The organism is Microvirga antarctica (assembly GCF_017921815.1).
Lineage (GTDB): Bacteria > Pseudomonadota > Alphaproteobacteria > Rhizobiales > Beijerinckiaceae > Microvirga > Microvirga antarctica.
In genome coordinates this window covers 1-279 of the sequence record NZ_JAGEMM010000215.1, presented here as the reverse complement: position 1 = coordinate 279, position 279 = coordinate 1, and the positions used below count along the sequence as shown (strand labels likewise).

At 58.1% G+C, this 279-nt stretch carries 1 pseudogene; it reads right to left on the bottom strand.

The annotated features are described in order from the left end of the window. A pseudogene (locus J4G32_RS21550) lies at positions 1-279 on the bottom strand (hypothetical protein); the annotation flags it as partial.

Here is a 279-nt window from a genome sequence, read left to right as displayed (position 1 = left end):
ATAGCGGCCCGTCAGCGGAAAAACCTGCCGTTCGCTTTCCAGGCGGCATAAGCCCAGCCGATTATCGAAGGCGATAGTCAACGCCTGGTTAAACGCCTCGTCGCCGCTCTGTTGCATACGCTCCGCATCCTGCGGAGAAAGCGACCAGACAATGGAACACAGATGCGGATCGCTTAACGGCAAAAACGCCAGAATACCTTCACCATGAAACACCTGGCGAGCAACCGCGCCGTGCGGCTCTTCGGTGCGGATAGTCGCTACCAGCGCATGGTGACGGTA